Origin of the sequence: Microbacterium sp. LWO12-1.2, assembly GCF_040675875.1 — a bacterium.
Lineage (GTDB): Bacteria > Actinomycetota > Actinomycetes > Actinomycetales > Microbacteriaceae > Microbacterium.
Genome location: NZ_JBEGII010000001.1, coordinates 3216660 through 3232020, shown reverse-complemented (window position 1 = coordinate 3232020; position 15361 = coordinate 3216660). Strand labels below are relative to the sequence as shown.

12 protein-coding genes are annotated in these 15361 nt (G+C 68.4%); 7 read left to right on the top strand and 5 right to left on the bottom strand.

The annotated features are described in order from the left end of the window. Positions 1 to 37: 37 nt before the first annotated feature. On the bottom strand, positions 38 to 1063 hold the full coding sequence (locus MRBLWO12_RS15470) for an Lrp/AsnC family transcriptional regulator (RefSeq protein WP_363557028.1): 1026 nt from the start codon (positions 1061 to 1063) through the stop codon (positions 38 to 40). A 224-nt stretch (positions 1064 to 1287) separates the two neighbouring features. On the opposite strand from MRBLWO12_RS15470, the gene MRBLWO12_RS15465 reads away from it, so the two are divergent. Beyond that, positions 1288 to 1617 carry a DHCW motif cupin fold protein gene (locus tag MRBLWO12_RS15465; protein ID WP_363557026.1) on the top strand — a complete coding sequence of 110 codons (330 nt, stop codon included), beginning with the start codon at positions 1288 to 1290 and terminating at the stop codon, positions 1615 to 1617. Between the two features lie 91 nt (positions 1618 to 1708). Here the strand turns inward: MRBLWO12_RS15465 and MRBLWO12_RS15460 are convergent, their stop codons facing one another. Further along, positions 1709 to 4252, bottom strand: a complete 2544-nt coding sequence (locus MRBLWO12_RS15460; RefSeq protein WP_363557024.1) for a metallophosphoesterase family protein — start codon at positions 4250 to 4252, stop codon at positions 1709 to 1711. Positions 4253 to 4429: 177 nt separating this feature from the next. Between MRBLWO12_RS15460 and MRBLWO12_RS15455 the strand changes: the two genes are divergently transcribed. Beyond that, positions 4430 to 4723 carry a hypothetical protein gene (locus tag MRBLWO12_RS15455; RefSeq protein ID WP_363557022.1) on the top strand — a complete coding sequence of 98 codons (294 nt, stop codon included), beginning with the start codon at positions 4430 to 4432 and terminating at the stop codon, positions 4721 to 4723. Between the two features lie 13 nt (positions 4724 to 4736). Here the strand turns inward: MRBLWO12_RS15455 and MRBLWO12_RS15450 are convergent, their stop codons facing one another. Then, complete coding sequence (locus tag MRBLWO12_RS15450) at positions 4737 to 5342, bottom strand: HD domain-containing protein (RefSeq protein WP_363557020.1); 606 nt, start codon at positions 5340 to 5342, stop codon at positions 4737 to 4739. Positions 5343 to 5390: 48 nt separating this feature from the next. Here MRBLWO12_RS15450 and MRBLWO12_RS15445 point away from each other — a divergent pair, with 48 nt between their 5' ends. After that, positions 5391 to 6818 carry a CCA tRNA nucleotidyltransferase gene (locus tag MRBLWO12_RS15445; protein ID WP_363557018.1) on the top strand — a complete coding sequence of 476 codons (1428 nt, stop codon included), beginning with the start codon at positions 5391 to 5393 and terminating at the stop codon, positions 6816 to 6818. Between the two features lie 231 nt (positions 6819 to 7049). Here MRBLWO12_RS15445 and MRBLWO12_RS15440 read toward each other — a convergent pair whose 3' ends face one another. Together MRBLWO12_RS15440 and MRBLWO12_RS15435 are read right to left on the bottom strand one after the other, a co-directional pair. Beyond that, complete coding sequence (locus MRBLWO12_RS15440) at positions 7050 to 7952, bottom strand: response regulator (RefSeq protein WP_363557016.1); 903 nt, start codon at positions 7950 to 7952, stop codon at positions 7050 to 7052. Next, on the bottom strand, positions 7945 to 9432 hold the full coding sequence (locus MRBLWO12_RS15435) for a sensor histidine kinase (protein ID WP_363557014.1): 1488 nt from the start codon (positions 9430 to 9432) through the stop codon (positions 7945 to 7947). The genes MRBLWO12_RS15440 and MRBLWO12_RS15435 overlap by 8 nt, the downstream gene beginning before the upstream one ends. A gap of 255 nt (positions 9433 to 9687) precedes the next feature. Between MRBLWO12_RS15435 and MRBLWO12_RS15430 the strand changes: the two genes are divergently transcribed. The 4 genes from MRBLWO12_RS15430 to MRBLWO12_RS15415 all read left to right on the top strand — a co-directional run bounded on the left by MRBLWO12_RS15430 (position 9688) and on the right by MRBLWO12_RS15415 (position 15070). Further along, on the top strand, positions 9688 to 11010 hold the full coding sequence (locus tag MRBLWO12_RS15430; protein ID WP_363557012.1) for a GAF domain-containing protein: 1323 nt from the start codon (positions 9688 to 9690) through the stop codon (positions 11008 to 11010). 192 nt (positions 11011 to 11202) lie between these two features. Continuing rightward, entirely contained in the window at positions 11203 to 12753 is a 1551-nt protein-coding gene (locus MRBLWO12_RS15425; RefSeq protein ID WP_363557010.1) for an aldehyde dehydrogenase family protein, read from the top strand. 113 nt (positions 12754 to 12866) lie between these two features. Then, the gene (locus MRBLWO12_RS15420; protein WP_363557008.1) at positions 12867 to 13265 is read left to right on the top strand and encodes a DUF779 domain-containing protein; all 399 of its coding nucleotides are present in this window, start codon (positions 12867 to 12869) and stop codon (positions 13263 to 13265) included. Between the two features lie 194 nt (positions 13266 to 13459). Further along, positions 13460 to 15070 carry a DUF5979 domain-containing protein gene (locus MRBLWO12_RS15415; protein WP_363557006.1) on the top strand — a complete coding sequence of 537 codons (1611 nt, stop codon included), beginning with the start codon at positions 13460 to 13462 and terminating at the stop codon, positions 15068 to 15070. The last annotated feature ends 291 nt before the right edge of the window (positions 15071 to 15361 follow it).

Here is a 15361-nt window from a genome sequence, read left to right as displayed (position 1 = left end):
TCTCGCCATTTCTTTACACGCTCGTAACAGAATCGGCCTACAGGCGGATCGCCCCCGTCGGCATGTCGATCGCCAGCGCCTCGGGCGCCTCGTCGACGATGAGCGATCCGCGCAGCACCGGCGTGATGACCACGAGCGACTCGACGACCTCCAGGCCGTCATGCCCCGCCACAGCGGGACCGGTGAGGAAACGGTAGAACTCGTCGGCATCCTTCACGAGCACGTTCGCGAGCAGCTGCGAGGTTCCGGTGGTCGCTGCGATGAACTTCACCTCGGGGGCTGCCGCCAGCGCGGTGCCCACCTTCTCGAGCCGATCCATCGGCACGCGCAGCCACACCAGGGCCTCCAGGCCGAGACCGAACAGGCTCGGCACGACTTCGGTGCGCGGGTGCATCAGACCCCGCCGGTTCAGCGACTCCATGCGTCGGCGGGTGGTCGTGACGTTCAGGCCGAGAGCACGCGCGAGCTGGGCCACCGGCATCCGTCCGTCCTTCAGCAGCAGCTTGATCAGCGCTTCCTCGTCTTCGCTGAGCGCATCGGCGGGGTCGACCTCCGACCCCGAGGACTCGTCGAGCATGCGTGCCTGTTCGTCTGTGAGCACTCCAGCACGCCAGTCATGACCCGAGCGGAAGAACTTCAGCACCGTCGTCACGTTGATCGACGCGATGCCCTCCAGCTCGGGGAAGTCGGTGAACAGGAGTTCGCGGATCGAGGCGTCATCGCGCGGCAGCAGCATCCCGGCGATGTCGCTGCTGCCCTCCAGCACGGAGACCGACGAGGCGTCGGATCGGCGCGCGAGGGTGCGGGCCACGTACCAGAGGGCGTGAGGCTCTGTCGTGATGCGGAAGAGCACGGCGCGGGCGTGCAGCACGCGGGCGGGATCCACGTAGGTGGACACGCGTACCAGTCCGCGATCGAGCAGCCGCTGGCCCCGGCGGGCGACGGTGCGCTCGGGCAGATCGACCACGCGGCCGATCTCACCCCACGAGGCACGGCCGTTCACCTGCAGGGCCGCAGCGACGATCCGATCGGTTTCGTCGGCCATCACATCGTTCGCGGGCACGGGTTCTCCTTCGGCGGGACGGACTCGGTGGAAGGTTATCCCAGTCCGGCGTCGACTCCCGGTGCACAACTTCGGAGATGCCGGACGACACGCCGCGCAGGATGCCGAAACCACGGTGTGTCGTCCGCGACATCCGAAGTTGTGCTCGGGGACCGGTCGGAGCTGTCGTCATCCACGGCGTGCGATCGCCGAGACGAGCTTCTCCGATGATCCATACTGAGCGGATGAACCTCCTCGGCCACGCCTTCACCACCACGACGTGGGCGGACATCGAGCCCACCATCCACCCGGGCGTCACGGGACAGGCGGCCTGGCGAACGCAACAGATCGGGGATACGCGCATCCGCACGGTCGAGTACTCGCCCGGATATCTCGCCGACCACTGGTGCTCCCGTGGTCACGTGCTGCTCGTGCTGGAAGGCACCCTCGTGACCGAGCTCGATGACGGCCGGACCTTCACCCTGCACGCGGGGGAGAGCTACCAGGTCGGCACCGATATGGAGGCACATCGCTCGAGCACGGAGACGGGTGCTCGGCTGTTCGTCGTCGACTGACGACTCTCCATCCGTCGGAGAACACGATCACGACAGAGGGCGCCGCCGCGGCCGAAGCCCCGGCGGCGCCCTCATGGACGGATGCCGACGACTACTCGGCGTCCACCTCGGCGTGCGGGCGGCGACGGCGCATCGCGAACAGGCCGAGGCCCAGCGCGAGGAGCACCACGGCGCCGATCACGTACGGCGCGCTGTCGGCCCCGGTCGTGGCGAGGTCCCCGTCGGTCGAGCCTCCGGTGTTCCCGCCCGGGGTCTCGTTGCCCCCGGTGGACGCCGCGGTCACGGTGAGCGAGGCGGTGACCTCGGTGCCGTCGGCGCGGATCACGGCGAGCGTGTGCACGCCGGCCGGGGTGTTCGCGGGGATCGTCAGCGTGCGGCTGAAGGCGCCGTCCGCACCGGCCGTGACCGTGCCCAGGTCGACGGGGTCGGACCGGAGCTCGAACCGGAGCTCGGCGTCGGCCGCGAAGCCGCTCCCTGACACCGTGACCGTGCCACCGGCCGCGACGGATGCCGCGCCCAGCTCGATCTCTGCTGGAACCTCGGGCTCCGGGGTGACCGGCGGCGTGACGCCCTTCTCGGTGACCCACTTCTCACCGGCATCCGACTTGGTCACCGTGAAGGTGTCGTAGACGGCGCCGACGGGAAGGTCGGTCGTGGAGTTCTCGGTCTTCTCGGCGAGGTACGAGCGGTAGACCAGCTGGTTCTTCGACACGTCGATCACCTGGTAGGTCGTGACGCCCTGGCCGCGCAGCACCTGAGTGGCGCCGTTGTTGGTCCAGACGTTCTTCTCGGGGGTCTCGAGGTCGTAGTGCTTCGCGCCCGAGTTCGACACGACGTAGACCGGTCCGGTGGTGAGGCCGTGGGTCTCGGTGGCGTCGGTGTTCACGTAGCCGCGGGCGTAGGTGTGGTCGTGGCCCATGAGCACCAGGTCGATGTCGTTGCGCTGGAAGATCGGCAGCCAGTCGGCGCGCAGCACCGGCTCGTCGCGACCCTCGGATGCCGAGAACACCGGCTGGTGGAAGGTGACGACGTTCCACTTCGACGGGCTGTTCTGCAGCAGCAGGTCGAGCCAGGCGCCCTGGAAGCGGGTCCACAGCACATCGATCTTGTTCGCGGGGCAGTCCGTTCCGGTGCAGGACGGGAGTCCGGCCGGGGTGAGGAACGTCTTGTCGCGGGTCGCGTTCAGCGTGATGAAGCGCACGTCCTGATAGTCGGTGTAGTACGCGGTCTCTGCGGCGAACGAGCTCCAGTGGTCGAAGAACGCGCGGTACTGCTGCGCCACCTCGGAGTCGCCCTTCGCGAGCTCGGCCAGTTCGCCGACCGAGCTGCTGGACGGGTTGTTGTGCGGGTACTCGAACGCGGCCTTCCACGCCGTCAGCAGCTTGTCGCCGGAGTACTCGTGGTTGCCGGGCGCCGCCATCACGTTGGTGCGGACCGCGGAGTCCTTCATGCCCTTGAACCAGTTCAGCCACTCGTTCTCGTTGCTCGAGGAGTTGATCAGGTCGCCCGCGTGCACGGATCCGATCGACCGAGGAGCGTTCGCCTCGGCCTGCTTCACGACGCTCGGCCAGGTCGTGTCGAGACCGATCTGCGCGTCGCCGTAGTAGATGAACTGGAAGTCCGTGGCCTTCGGGTCGGCTGTGCGGAACTGGTACCAGTCGCTCCAGCTGCCGGGCAGGCCGACGCGGTAGCGGTACTCGGTGGCAGGGGTGAGGCCCGTGACCGTCGCCGAGAAGTGCTTGTTCGGGTTGCCGTTCACGACGCCCGCGTCGTAGGCGTCGACCGTGCGGGTGTCGCCGCCGGCCGTCAGGGCGATCTCGACCTGCCCGATCGTGTGCGAGGCGTCACCGGCGAGCCAGGTGAACGACTGCGAGATCTCGGGGTTCTCGGTCGGGGTCAGGATGACGCGGGTCGGCGCGGCGACGACCGGGGTGCCGGGGTCGGCCGCTTCGACCAGCGTCAGCGACGACATGTCGAAGTAGATGTCGGAGCTGGACTCGCGGTCCTGGAACAGCGAGACGGCGATCGTGTTCGTGCCGTCGTGCAGCAGTTCACCTTCGGCGCTGAACGAGCTCGTGAGCGGGTCGCCGTTCGAGTCGCCGGCGTATTCGACGTTCGTGGTGTCGGTGATGCGGCCGTCCACGTAGCGTGCGACCTCGGTGCCGTTGATCCAGACGATGATCGCGTCGTCGTACGTGATGGTGCTCTGCAGGGCGGCGACCTGCTCGGCCACACCCGCTTCGAGCTCGAACGTCGTGCGGAAGAAGTACGTCGGCACGGTGGGGGCCTTGGTGCCGTCGAGGTAGTGGTTGAGCAGCGTCTTCGGGGTCTGGGGACCGACCGCGCCGAGCGCGCCCTTCTTGGCACCGAACGAGCCGGGCGCCGTCTTCCAGGTGCTGTCGTCGTAGGCCGGCAGTGTCCAGTCGCGCAGGGCCGCGGGCGCGGGCGACGGGTCGGATCCGTCGTCCAGGTAGTGCCAGGACGTGTCACCGGAGATCAGCGAACCCGTTGGTACCTCGGGATCGGGTGCAGCGAGGGCCGCGGGGGCGACGACGGCGCCGCCGAGCAGGGCGAGGAGCGCGACGGACGTGAGTCCGCGACGCCGCCACCGCACCGCAGGGGTGGGGGAGGTCATGTGAGTCCTTTGTGGGGGTGGGGTTTCCGTGCTCAGCCGCACGGGGCCCCTTCAGCCCATCGAAGAGTGATGACCGCGGGCTGACCGACCGGCAACCGGGAGATGAACGGATGCCTCGGCATCCGCGGAACGCGCGTTGTCCGAGCGGCCCCGATCACCCGTCGCTAGCCTGGGGGCATGAGCTACGCCGGAGACTCCTCGATCGAAGCCCGTGTCCAGGCCGTCGAGACGCACTTCCGCGCCCGCCAGACCCGGCTGTTCCTCGGGTTCGCGCTCGTCGAAGGGCCGGTGCTGCTGGTGCTCGCCGTCGCGATCTACGGCTTCGAGGTGATCGACCCCGACCTCGGCATCTGGCTGCTCGTCGCGGTCGCGCTGGTCGGCGGTTTCCTGATGAGTGCACTCCTGGTGCGTCAGATGCAGGCGCGCACGCAGGCCATCGCTCAGGCCCGGGGCGAGAATCCGCTGTTCTGAACCGAGCCGCCGGTCAGGTCAGCCGCTCGAGCGGGTGGTTCTCCAGCTTGCCGACGACGCCGCCGGTGACGAGTCGGTGCGCGGCGGTGTGCGGCTTGCGCGCCGCCTGTTCGACGACGCCGTCGCCGAACTCGCGCGCCAGCTGCAGACGGGGATACTCGGCCAGCACCTCGCGCATGAAGCTCGCGGCAAGGACATCGGCCCGAGCCCCTGAGATGTCGAGAGCGGTGCCGATCTCGAGCAGGTAGCCCTCGACGTCCATGGCGGGGTCGACCGACGGCCAGTTGTGCCGGATGATGACGTCGAGTGCGCGCCGGCTGCGATCCGCGTCCCACCCTGCGCCGGTTGCGAGAGCCACGGCAACATGCCCGCCCGCCTCCTCGTACGACAGGTTCACGTTGTCGAACTCGGGCACGATGCCGATGTCGTGCAGCATCGCCGACACGTACAGGAGCTCGTGATCGATGTCGTTCCGGCCCTCGGCGGCGGCGAAGGCCTCGGCCCACAGCCACGACCTCACCACATGGTTCCGCATCGACTCGGAGTGGTACTGCTCCGCGAGGGCGAGGGCCGCGCGGGCCGCGGGCGTGGTGGGAGGCGTGAATGTGCTCAGCTGCATGATGGCCCTCAGAATACCGGCGCGACCCCGCCCGGTACGCTGGAACCCATGCTCAACATGGCTGACGGCCTCGCCCGTCTCGGCGCGCTCGCCGAGAATCCGGTCGTCCGCACCCTCGCGACGGCCTTCGCGGACGCCGGGTTCGACCTCGCCGTCGTCGGCGGTCCGGTGCGTGACGCGCTGCTCGGGCGCGAGACGCACGACCTCGACTTCACGACCGATGCCTCGCCCGACGAGATCCTCACGATCGTGAAGCCGATCTCCACCGCGCACTGGGACATCGGTCGCGCGTTCGGCACCATCGGTGCCCGGGTGCAGGGCGAGCAGGTCGAGATCACCACGTACCGCGCCGACAGCTATGACGGTGTGACGCGCAAGCCGACCGTCGAGTTCGGCGACTCGATCGAGGGCGACCTCGTGCGGCGCGACTTCACGGTCAACTCGATGGCGCTGCAGGTGCCTTCGGTGAAACTGGTCGACCCGACCGGTGGGGTGGAAGACCTCGTCGCCGGCATCCTGCGCACTCCCGCCGACCCGCGCATCTCTTTCGGAGACGATCCGCTGCGCATGCTGCGGGCCGCCCGCTTCAGTGCGCAGCTCGGTTTCCGCGTCGAGGATGCCACGGCCGACGCGATCACCGAACTGCGCGAGACCCTGAAGATCGTGAGCCCCGAGCGCATCCAGTCGGAGCTCGTGCGCCTCATGCAGAGCGGTGACCCGGTACGGGGCATCCGGGTGCTGGTCGACAGCGGGTTGATCGACGAGTTCCTTCCCGAGGTCAGCGCCCTGCGGCTCGAAGTCGACGAGCACCATCACCACAAGGACGTCTACGAGCACTCGCTCACCGTGCTCAGCCAGGCGATCGAGCTGGATCAGTCCCGCAACCCGGGCGCCGAGCCCGATGTCGCGTTGCGGATCGCCGCGCTGCTGCACGACATCGGCAAGCCTCGTACGCGCAAGCTCGAAGACGGGGGCATCGTCACCTTCCACCACCACGATGTGGTGGGATCGCGGATGGCTCGCAAGCGGATGCAGGCGCTGCGCTTCGACAACGACACCACGGATGCCGTCGCCACCCTCATCGAGCTGCACCTGAGGTTCTTCGGATACGCGGAGGGCGCATGGACCGATGCGGCCGTGCGACGCTACGTGCGCGACGCCGGCGATCAGCTCGAACGCCTGCACATCCTCACCCGCGCCGACGTGACCACGCGCAACAAGCGCAAGGCCGCCCGCCTCGCCGGGGCCTACGACGACATCGAGTCGCGGATCGCGGCGCTGCGCGAGCAGGAGGAGCTCGACTCGATCCGTCCCGAGATCGACGGCAACCGCATCCAGCAGGTGCTCGGCATCACGCCGGGTCGCGAGGTGGGGGAGGCGTACAAGTTCCTCTTGGAGTTGCGTCTCGACGAGGGGGTTCTCGGCCCCGAGGTGGCTGAGGAGCGCCTGCGCGCCTGGTGGGCCGCGCGCGGCTGAGTCAGCGCGATCACCGGGGGTCCCCGTGAGGGGTCCGCGCCCCAGACGAGGCCCCCTCACGGCGAGGAGGCTCCATGGACTCCTCGGGCAGGCTCCGAAGAGCCGTACCCTCGACCGCTCCCGAGGCGGCCAGGGACGCGTTGTGCGATGACGATCCCCCACCCATCGCGCGATCGCGTCCTTCTCGCGAAATCCTCTCCGGCAGCGTGGCCCGTCCGCGGAGCCGCCGCGTCATTCCTCGCTTCTTTGGCGCGTTCTGTCCGGTTCTCGTCGCGATTCCGGCTCCTTCGTGGCTGCGCGCGCGTGCGTCGCTCGCCAGCGTGCCGGAGGGACACCGTGAACCTCTTGGAAAGCGCGCCGCATCGTTCGTACGCTGCTGAACCCGCTTCGGCGCGCCACTTCCGCTGTCGTGAGCCGCTCAGCCCCGAGCATCAGCATCGCGGAGACACCGACCCTGTGATCGCGGATGGCGTCCTGCACGGCGCGGCCGTCGCGCGCATAGGCGCGTTGCAGTTGTCGGGCAGACACGTGGAGCGCGTCAGCCAGCGTGTGCAGGGTGAAGTCGGCGTCGTGTCCCTGATCCGCGATCCGGAGGTCGCCGAGTTCTCGCAGTGCGTCCAGCGGATGCCCCGCGAGGATGTCCTGCTCGGTCGGGTCGTCCGGTCGTGCGGCGGGTGTGCAGATCTCGACGAAGCCACTGTGGATGACCCCATCGATGTCCGCCTGTCCGTCGAAGCTCTGGCGGGAAGCCAGTGCAGAACGCACGCGTGCCACGGACCGGAGCCTCAGGCGCAGCTCGCGCACCGAGAACGGTTTCGCGAGGTAGTGCGCTACGCCCAGCATCCGCATCTGGTCGATGCTGCGGGCGCGTCTGTCCGCTGTCACGGCGATCACATCGACATCGTCGCCGAGGTGCGTGCGCAGCAGGCGCAGAACGTCGATCCCCGAGATCCCGGGGAGCTGGAGATCGAGCAGAACGACGTCCGGACGATTCCGCGTCATCATCTCCACCGCCTCCTCGCCCGAGTACGCGAGCCCCGTCACGACGAATCCCGGAGTCCCTTCGACGAACATCCGATGCAACTGGGTAGCCATCGGCTCGTCGTCCACGATCAGGACACCGAGCTCACTCATCGGTGAACCTCCACTCGTCGGATTCCGGTACGGGAAGGCTCGCCTCGAAACGCGCGCCGCCCCACTCGGAGGGCATGCACGAGCAGCTGCCACGCAGCCGGGTGATGGTTCCGCGCACGATCGCCAGACCATAGCCGCGAGCGTCGCGGCCGGTCTTCGCCGTCATCCCCAGAGCGAACACCTGATCCCGCAGATGCGCCGGCACTCCCGGTCCGCTGTCGTCGACCTGTATCGTCACGACGAAGCCGCCGTCGCGGGCGGGCTTCGTCAGAATGGTCAGACGCACACGGTCGTTCACCGCGCAGCTCTCGACGGCGTTGGAGAGATAGTTCCCCACGACGAGCAGGCTGGCCTCGGTGAACAGCGGGTCCGCACCGGCAAGGTCGGGGAGTGCCGCACCCGGCGCGACGACGAGCTCGATGCCCCGTTCCCGCGCGCGGGCCCGGTGCGCGTAGATGAGTGCTCGGACGCTCGGGTCCTCGATCCCATGGGCAGGCATGCCGAACTCTCCGGATACCCCTCCGGCCTGGACGAACTCCAGCGCGCGATCGGGTATCCCCATCTCCAGCAACCCTTCGATGATGTGCAGCGTGTTCGCGAACTCATGCCCGCGTGAGCGCAGCGCATCGATGTGGTTCTGCGCGCCGTCCAATTCGCGCAGCAGCGATGCATCGCGGGAGTAATCCCTGAAGATGACCAGCCGGCTCTCACCGGCATCGTGGGAGATCTTCAGGTCGGATGACAGCATCAGCACGCGGTCTCCGATCTGGATCAGTTGCGCGTCGAGCGCGTGCCCGTGCGACCCCGCGCCCGCCGACATCAGCAGCTGTTCCGCGCTGGTACCGATGTCGTCATCCGTCAGACCGAAGAGATCTCCGGCGGCCGGATTGAACCAGAGGAGCCCGCCGTCCCGATCGATCCCGACCGCGGCTTCCGCGATGCTCTCCAGCAGCGTCGCCCGCTCGCGCACGATCTGATCGACCTGCTCTGGGCCCATGCGATACGCCGCGCGGGTCATGCGCACCGACAGCACCCGCAGCAGGATGAACGAGGGCGCGGCGGCCCCGACGATCAGGAGCGAGACAGGCAGGGCGATGCCCATCACCCGCCCGGTTCGCCAGGTCTGATCGATCTCCACGAACAACCAGCCGCCCTGGGCGAGTGGGAAGGAGAACCCCTGTTCGGCAGATGCCCCCTGCTCGCCGCCGAGCCCATCCAGGTGCCGTCCGATCGACTTCTCGCCGTCGGATCCTCCCGCCGCCACGATGTCTCCGGTGGCGTTCACGACGGCATACAGCGACAGGGGCCTTCCCAGTGGGCGATCGTCTCCGCGCAGAACCCGGTCGGCGATCTCATCGGCGACCCCACCCTTCAGCATGCCGATGACGCCCCGTTCGTTCTCGGCCCCGGCGAATGTCAGGGCACTGACCAGCGTGGCGGCGAGCAGCATCGCGAAGACGAACATCTGCGTGAGGAGCACGGCTCTGCGCGACAGCCTCTTCGCGCCACGGTGTCTACGATCGACGCGGATCGCAGAAAGACCCTTCTGCACATCCCCTCCGCCCTGCTGTTGCTGGTCTAGCCGGGCGGCAGGTCCGGACGCAATGCGCCCTCGCGGTTTCCCCTACTTCCGGTGGGGTCGGATTCGATGTCGGTCTGTGCGGAGCCCCTGGGTTACGCCGCATCAGCGTCGTACACTGGCATAACGCTCCACCGCTGATGATCGGAGACTGCCGTGTCTGCCTCGTGGCACGACTCCCGGGACGTCCAGCCCGCGACCTCCCGCCTCCTGATCGAGCGTGCGCACGAGGAACTGCTGGCGGGCAACCTCGACGATCATCGTCTCGCACAGGTGCGACCGCTGGTACGCGAGTCGTGGGAGCGGTCGTGGCGACGCCGCGTCGGACCGGAGACGGCCCCGGTGCTCGAGCTCGCGACCGAGGAGCTTGAGGCGTATCGGCTGGCGCATCCGCTCGCCTCGGCCATGGACATGATCCGCGCGCTCCTGCTCCCCGGTGATGCCGAAGACACCGGAGTGGTCATCGCGGTCGGCGACCAGGCAGGGCGGCTGCTCTGGATCGAGGGCGACCGGCAGCTGCAGTCCCTCACCGACGGGATGGGTTTCGTGGCCGGTGCGAACTGGGCAGAGGATGCCGTCGGCACCACCGCTCCCGGTACCGCGCTCGCCCTCGGCCAGTCGGTGCAGATCCGCGGCGCCGAGCACTACAACCGGCTGGTGCATCCGTGGTCGTGCACCGCGGCCCCTGTCAGGGACCCCGAGACGAAGCGTGTGCTCGGCGTGATCGACATCACGGGGGGCCCAGAGGTCGTCAGTCCGCAGGCCCGGCTCCTGGTCGATGCGACCGCCCGCGCCGTGGAATCCGAGCTCCTGGTCGCCCGGCTGCGTTCGCGCGCCGAGACCCCGTCGCGTTCGCATGCGGCAGCGTCCCGCACCCGTGCCACGGCCCGCGCGACCCTGCACGTGCTCGGGCGCGATCGGGCGCGGCTCGAGACCGAGTCCGCGCACGAGGAGGCGATGATCGAGCTGAGCGCACGGCACGCCGCCATCCTGCTGATGCTCGCCGTGCACCGCCAGGGCCTCTCGGCCGAGCGCCTGTGCGAACTGGTCTACGGCCCGGGCGTCTCGCCCGACACGCTGCGCCCCGAGATGGTGCGGCTGCGCAAGGTGCTCGAGCGCGCGGCCCCCGATCTGGTTCCCGAGTCGCGACCGTACCGGTTGCCCGTGCCCCTCGACACGGATGCGCACGACGTGCTCTCGTTGCTCGACCGCGGCGCGCACCGTGTGGCGCTGACCGCCTACCGTGGACCGGTGCTTCCGGAGTCGACCTCTCCCGGTGTCGAGGAGTTCCGCGAGTCGGTGCGTGCAGGGTTGCGTGAGGCCATGCTGTCGGAGGCGAGCCTCGACGTGCTGCTCGCCTACGCCGAGATCCCCGAGGGCCAGGCGGATGCCGAGATCCTGCGGCTCGCGCTCGAGATGCTGCCGGCCCGATCGCCCAAGCGCGCCGGTCTGGTGGCGCGCATCGAACGCGCCGAGTAGCCCCGGTGCAGGGTCGAAAGCGCATCGCTCCGGCCCGGTTCCGCTGCACTTCTGACCTCGCGCCGTCGCCGCATCCCATTCGCACGACGACTGCAACCATTCGCAACGTTGCGCACTCGGGTGCAACGTCCCGCGACCTACCTTCAGAGGACACGCCGCAGCACCGACGCGCGGCCGGTCGAAGGAGTCACGATGACCATCGTCGAAGAAGACGTGTCCACCGCCTACACGGCCCCGGGTCAGCCGGGCGCCCTTGCGAACTACCGCGCTCGCTACGGCCACTACATCGGGGGCGAGTTCGTCGACCCCGTCAAGGGGCAGTACTTCGAGAACGTCAGCCCCGTCAACGGCAAGCCGTTCACCGAGGTCGGCCGCGGAACAGTCGAGGACATCGACCGAGCGGTCGACGTCGCCTGGCAGGCATTCGCGGGATGGGGCAAGACGAGCCCGGCCGAACGGTCCGTGATCCTCAACAAGATCGCCGACCGCATCGAGCAGCACCTCGAGGAGATCGCCATCGCCGAGACCTGGGAGAACGGCAAGCCGGTGCGCGAGACGCTCGCCGCCGACATCCCACTCGCAGTCGACCACTTCCGCTACTTCGCCGGCGTGCTGCGCGCGCAGGAGGGTGGCATCAGCCAGCTCGACGAGAACACGGTGGCGTACCACTTCCATGAGCCGCTGGGTGTGGTCGGCCAGATCATCCCCTGGAACTTCCCGATCCTGATGGCGGTGTGGAAGCTGGCCCCGGCGCTCGCCGCGGGCAACTGCGTCGTCATCAAGCCGGCCGAGCAGACCCCGGCATCCCTGCTGTTCCTGTTCGACATCATCGGCGACCTGCTGCCGGCCGGCGTCGTGAACATCGTCAACGGCTTCGGCATCGAGGCGGGCGCTCCGCTGGCTCAGCACAAGCGCATCCGCAAGGTCGCCTTCACCGGCGAGACCACGACCGGTCGCCTCATCATGCAGTACGCCTCGCAGAACCTCATCCCGGTGACGCTGGAGCTGGGAGGAAAGAGCCCGAACGTCTTCTTCGAGGATGTCGCGCGCTCCACCTCCGACCCGTTCTATGACAAGGCGCTCGAGGGCTTCACGATGTTCGCGCTCAACCAGGGCGAGGTCTGCACCTGCCCCTCGCGCGCACTCATCCAGCGGTCGATCTACGACGGCTTCCTCGCCGACGGCCTGGAACGGGTCAAGAAGGTCGTGCAGGGCAACCCGCTCGACCCGGCGACCATGATCGGCGCACAGGCCTCGAACGACCAGCTCGAGAAGATCCTCAGCTACATCGACATCGGCAAGCAGGGCGGCGCGCGCCTGCTCACCGGCGGCGACCGGGTCGATCTCGGCGGAGACCTGAGCGAGGGGTACTACGTCGCGCCGACCGTGTTCGAGGGCACGAACGACATGCGCATCTTCCAGGAGGAGATCTTCGGCCCGGTGCTCTCGGTCACCTCGTTCGACGGATTCGACGACGCGATCTCGATCGCCAACGACACCCTTTACGGGCTCGGCGCCGGTGTCTGGAGCCGCAGCGGTGACACCGCTTACCGCGCCGGCCGGGCGATCGAGGCGGGTCGCGTCTGGACGAACACCTACCACCAGTACCCGGCGCACGCCGCGTTCGGTGGATACAAGCAGTCGGGTGTCGGCCGTGAGAACCACAAGATGATGCTCGATCACTACCAGCAGACCAAGAACCTCCTGGTCTCGTACGCGGAAGGCCCGATGGGCTTCTTCTGAGTTCGATCCGGCGGGTCGCTGAGCCTGTCGAAGCGTCGCCGAGCAATCGGCCCTTCGACAGGCTCAGCTCTTCGACAGGCTCAGGGCCCAGGAGTGTGGGAGAGGAACGAGACATGGTGAGCATCGGCACCTACCAGCGGGTCGACGTGACGGATGCCGCGGCATCCCTCGTGCGGGATCTGACCGCGCAGCACGGCCCGCTCATGTTCCATCAGTCGGGCGGATGCTGCGACGGTTCGTCGCCCATGTGCTACCCGGTGGGCATGTTCATCACGGGACCGGGCGACGTGCTGCTCGGTGCACTCGATGTCGGGCTGGAGGCACCGGTCGAGGTCTTCATGTCGGCGTCGCAGTTCGAGTACTGGAAGTTCACGCATCTCACGATCGACGTGGTGCCGGGGCGCGGCGCCGGCTTCTCGGTCGAGGGTCCGACGGGCATGCGGTTCCTGATCCGGTCGCGGATGCTGAACGAGGCCGAGCTGGAGTACTTCGGGCTTTCCTCCGCGTCGTAGGGCGCCGGGGGAGGAACTCTGCGGGCTGCCTCTCGCCCCCGTGACGGACCCCCATACCTAGGGGAATCCGGGGGCACGCCGTGATGAGAGCCGCTCGCTGCCGTCTCATGGAGTGTGGCGATCGGTGGGGTCGCCGCTTCCTTCGTGCCCGCGAACGTCTGACGTACGCGCGTGCGACCGACACGGAGACAGCCATGCACACCCTGAAATCCACAGCAGAGACGAGACCGCGCGCCGTTCTGGCGCTCCTGCTCGTCGTCCTCAGCATCCTCGCCGGAGTGCTCGCCGGTGCCGCGCCGGCACGCGCGGACGTACCGAACCCGCCCGCCAGCGAGCCGTTCAATGCCCCGCTCTGCGAAGGAGAGACGGCGTACGATCCGACCGATGGCGACGCGCTCAACGGGATCGAGGACCTGACCCGCGTGTGGGGTCAGCGCCTGACCGACTACAACGCCGGACAGGTCGTCGTGCTGTACGGCGCGTACGGGGACAATGAGGGAGTGCCAGCGTGCGCGCTCCGCTACGTCGATGGCATCGGCCCGGTGTCGGAGTGGATGTATTGCACGGACGTCCATAGCCGCACCTGCACGCGCGTCAACGCCGATGGCGAGATCACGTACGGCGGCGTGGTCGTCCCCGGTCTCGAGCATCTCGACCAGAACGTCCGCCTCACCACCGAGCAGGAGCGCATCATCGCGTACATCCTGCGCCACGACATGCCCGTGACCATGTTCGGGGGTCTCGCGTCGAACGCCAACCATGACTCCCGCGAGGCGCGTCAATATCTCGTATGGTGCGTCTCTGATCCCGAGTGGGAGAACGAGGAGGGGTACTGCGAGGCGAACATGAACACGGCCGAACAGCAGCGGATCCTGGCTCTGACCGGGGCCGAGAGCGAACTCACGTTCGACCTGCGTGCAGAGGACACCGACCTCGAAGTCGGCGAAACGGCACGCGTGGATGTGACCACCAACGTCTACGGTCAGCCGATCGCGCTCACCGTAGACGGCGGCACCGCGACGGTCTGCGAGGGTGACGCGTCGCTCTCCGGTGGAGTCCTCACGGTGGAGGGCGCGGATGCGGCGACGTCGACGACGGTCACGCTGTGCATCATTGCAGACGAGGCCGGCACGGTCACCGTCTCGGGAGCGGCCACCCCGGCTTCTCGGGAGCAGATCTCCTGGGTGCAGTCTCCCGGAGCTGACGGAGTCGTCTGCCAGGTGTTCGCGACGTTCGAGACGACGCGCGCCGCAACCGTGCGGGGAGCGGCATCGGTGCAGTTCCGCGAGGCGGCGGCTGCGAGCGGCGGCTTCTCGGTGGCGAAGGTCGTCGAGGGGACGGCGTCGGCTGCGGTGCCGGATGACACGGTGTTCACGGTGGAGTACACCGTGGGCGACGGCACGGCACAGGAGCTGTCCGTGACGGCAGACGGCACCCCTGTCTCCGTGAACGGTCTGAACGAGGGGGACGTGGTGACGTTCTCTGAGGTTGACCTGCCGGCGATCACGGGCGTGACCTGGGGCGCGCCGGTGTTCGAGGTCGACGGGGCGGTCGCGAACACGGTGACGATCGGTGCGGATCAGACGATCGCGGTCGTGCTCACCAACACCGCGAACACGACGCCGGTCACGCCGGGAGAGCCGGAGAACCCGGAGGGGCCGGGCACGCCGGTGGAATCCGGTGACAAGCCGGGTGAGGGTCTCGCCATCACCGGCGGAACCGTCACCTGGGGAGCGGTGGCGCTGGGCGCGCTGCTGCTGATCGTGGGCGCAGGCGCATTCGGGTTGCGTCGTCGCACCACCTAGTCCGCTGTGACAGCGAACTGATCGAGGGCCTGGATGCGTGTCGGCGCATCCAGGCCCTTCCCCGTGCCCCCGCAGATCCCGGCGGGAGCCTCAGGACGCGTGGACTGCTCTCGGAGATTGTGCTCGATTCGCTCACGGCGCTCGGGCATCCGCCTGATTTCCTCGCCCCGTAGCGTTCGCGGAGGTAGGCGGATCCACCTGCGCAGGCCGATCGGGCCAGGATGCGCCTACGCCGGCGCGATCGCCTACCTCCGGGACCCCCGCGAAACCATACGTCTGAATGGACGCAAG

Excerpts from the sequence above, each read along its gene's own strand:
- MRBLWO12_RS15440 (WP_363557016.1), bottom strand. The coding sequence starts at position 7,952 with ATGAGTGAGCTCGGTGTCCTGATCGTGGACGACGAGCCGATGGCTACC.
- MRBLWO12_RS15425 (WP_363557010.1), top strand. The coding sequence starts at position 11,203 with ATGACCATCGTCGAAGAAGACGTGTCCACCGCCTACACGGCCCCGGGT.
- MRBLWO12_RS15455 (WP_363557022.1), top strand. The coding sequence starts at position 4,430 with ATGAGCTACGCCGGAGACTCCTCGATCGAAGCCCGTGTCCAGGCCGTC.
- MRBLWO12_RS15450 (WP_363557020.1), bottom strand. The coding sequence starts at position 5,342 with ATGCAGCTGAGCACATTCACGCCTCCCACCACGCCCGCGGCCCGCGCG.
- MRBLWO12_RS15420 (WP_363557008.1), top strand. The coding sequence starts at position 12,867 with ATGGTGAGCATCGGCACCTACCAGCGGGTCGACGTGACGGATGCCGCG.
- MRBLWO12_RS15465 (WP_363557026.1), top strand. The coding sequence starts at position 1,288 with ATGAACCTCCTCGGCCACGCCTTCACCACCACGACGTGGGCGGACATC.
- MRBLWO12_RS15460 (WP_363557024.1), bottom strand. The coding sequence starts at position 4,252 with ATGACCTCCCCCACCCCTGCGGTGCGGTGGCGGCGTCGCGGACTCACG.
- MRBLWO12_RS15445 (WP_363557018.1), top strand. The coding sequence starts at position 5,391 with ATGCTCAACATGGCTGACGGCCTCGCCCGTCTCGGCGCGCTCGCCGAG.
- MRBLWO12_RS15415 (WP_363557006.1), top strand. The coding sequence starts at position 13,460 with ATGCACACCCTGAAATCCACAGCAGAGACGAGACCGCGCGCCGTTCTG.